This is a genomic window from Hyphomonas sp. UBA3601 (assembly GCF_002375605.1).
Classification (GTDB): domain Bacteria; phylum Pseudomonadota; class Alphaproteobacteria; order Caulobacterales; family Hyphomonadaceae; genus Hyphomonas.
On the sequence record NZ_DFME01000049.1, the window covers coordinates 478 to 2,839 of the forward strand.

A 2,362-nucleotide genomic window follows, 5' to 3' on the forward strand; every position below is an offset into this window, starting at 1 on the left:
GGACCATCCCGAAGAAGCGGATGAAGACCGGCCTCGACCACAATGTCTATCTGTCGAACCAGGCGCTCGATATTCTGGTGGCGCTTAAAACCTGCGCAGGCGGATCGAAATACGTCTTCCCGTCGCGCTATGACACGTTTCGCCCGATATCGAATGCGACCTTCAACCGGATCACCGACAGCGCCCACAAGCTGGCAAGCGAGATGGAGCTTCCGCTGGAGCCTTTCACCGTCCACGACCTGCGGCGCACGGGCTCGACGCTCCTGAATGAGCTTGGTTTCAATCGCGACTGGATCGAAAAAAGCCTCGCGCACGAAGACCGGCGCTCTTCGCGTGGGGTCTACAACAAGGCCGAATATGCAGACCAGCGCCGCCACATGATGCAGGAATGGGCCGACATGATCGATGCCTGGGCTGCGGGTGAAAGCCGCAAGCCGAACATCATCCCGGAGAGCATGGCGGTCTACGCCGCTGATCCGAGGGTGGGGTGATCGTCACTTCCGGTTCGGGCGCAGAAGGAGTCTTTACGACCGGCATGAAGCGTAGGCCAAAGCTGACGTTTGCGATTGCGGCGCGAAGCAGCGCTGATGGCGCCAAACGGCCAATCGTGGATCCCAGGTCAGATTGGATGAATGTCGTGGACAATCCCATGTTGCAACACATCGGTCTAAGTAGGAAGGTGTAACTATGGGGGGCACCGTGGACATCAAAGACATTTTCCCGCCGCCTGGTCACGTGCAGCGCTTGAGGTGCTCTGACTGCGACGGTTGGCTCGATCTCGCTTATGCTGACTTCGACGAAACTGTGTCAGGGGCGCGGATAGCCATCAAAGGGCTGCCCGTACTTCGGTGTTCTACGTGCGAGAAGGACTATCTTCCGGACCGATCGCGCATCTCGATCATCCGGCTGCACGAGCAGTGCGTGTCCAAGGTATCCGCCGGTGTCACCGTAACGCGTAGGAAGCTTGAAGACCGCTACCCCTTCACGGACGTGCCGTTCCAGTATGATGCGGACGACTACGAATACCTGCCTGGCCTTCGCGGGCAGGGGGACGGTTTTCTCACACTTGTGTTCTTCAAGAGAGGGGTCTTGCTGAAATACGACACGGCGTCGGGCTATCGCCTGACGTTTGCGTCTCGGACGTACGGCACGATCACCACGGACGAAGACAACCAGATAAGCTTTGGCATCAACCGAAATGGCCGCGTCGTGATGTGGCTCGGCGACATCGCGACATTGCCCGTGCCGGAACAGTATTACCTGCTGTCTGAAAACGTGGAATCGGATCACTCCATCGGCAGCGAATTCTACGATGGACAGATCGACTGCATATTTTCCGATCCAACACCGGAAAACGACCTACTCGCGGCAAGGACGGACTTCCTCGAAGCTGCCAGGATGCATTTTGGAGCGACGCTCGCCCACCTTGAAGCCGAAGTGGTGGCGATCGCCCTCGACTTTGCGAGGCCGCTCACAGACAGCGTGAAGAACCAACAGCATGCGGCGGACGCGCTCAACAAGATCCACGTCGAATCTCTGGATACACAGGCCATCGGGAAGTTGCTGAGCGCGGCCGGAGGCGATCCCAAAGGCCTTGGCGGCCTGAAGCGCCTGCAGACACTACTTGAAACGCTTCCCGGCAGTTCCGCAATTTCGAATCTCATGCTGCCGCTCTTCGTGACCTACGATCTCCGGGTGGCAAACCTGCATCTCACATCTACGGGGACGGCGTCGGACAAGATGGACGATATCACGAGCCGCCTTGGTCTCCCGGCCGCCGCGCCGTTCTTTGATGTCTACGACGCGCTGGTGAAGCAGCTTGCGGCGGCTTATCGCGGGTTGCAGGAGCTCCTCACCCCGTAGCTGCAAGAGGCGGTGGCTGATCTTTCGCGGCCTCTAGTCCAAGACGGGGCCAAGCGATGCACTGTGCCTTCGTCAGCTGCTTGTTCAACTCATCCTGCGGTGGGCGGCTCGGAAGATGCTTTGGCGGTGTCGCAGTCAATACGACTTAACGATTGGATGTCTGCTAACGGGCGCGCTGCCTACGAAACGCAGCATTGTCCGCAATGAGGGATATTTGAGACAGTTCACCGCATTCGATAATCCGGATGCGGTCCGCAGCCTTCGCGACCCTTGCGCCTTTGGGCGTCGATCCACTCCAGCACTTCGGCGAGGGGCCAGACGACGCATCGGGGTGTCAGGTAGAACCGCTGCGGAAATTCGCCCTTCTGTTCGAGTTCGTAGATCGTCGTATCGGAGAGCGGCACAAGCTTGCGAAGCTCCGGCCGCCTGACGGTTCGGCGCCTGAAGATGTCGGCGGGCGTGATCCGTTCAGGATCGGTTGAAGTGACCGGAGCAGGGG

Annotated in this window: 3 protein-coding genes; 2 read left to right on the forward strand and 1 reads right to left on the reverse strand. The window is 59.1% G+C overall.

The features are described from left to right. Positions 1-491: tyrosine-type recombinase/integrase (locus tag B4F73_RS05840; protein ID WP_290482711.1), on the forward strand; the 491-nt coding region annotated here is incomplete at its 5' end. A gap of 430 nt (positions 492-921) precedes the next feature. Beyond that, complete coding sequence (locus tag B4F73_RS05845) at positions 922-1,863, forward strand: hypothetical protein (RefSeq protein ID WP_290482712.1); 942 nt, start codon at positions 922-924, stop codon at positions 1,861-1,863. A gap of 224 nt (positions 1,864-2,087) precedes the next feature. On the opposite strand, the gene B4F73_RS05850 is transcribed toward B4F73_RS05845, so the two are convergent. After that, the coding region (locus B4F73_RS05850; protein ID WP_290482713.1) for a helix-turn-helix transcriptional regulator at positions 2,088-2,362 on the reverse strand (275 nt) is incomplete at its 5' end.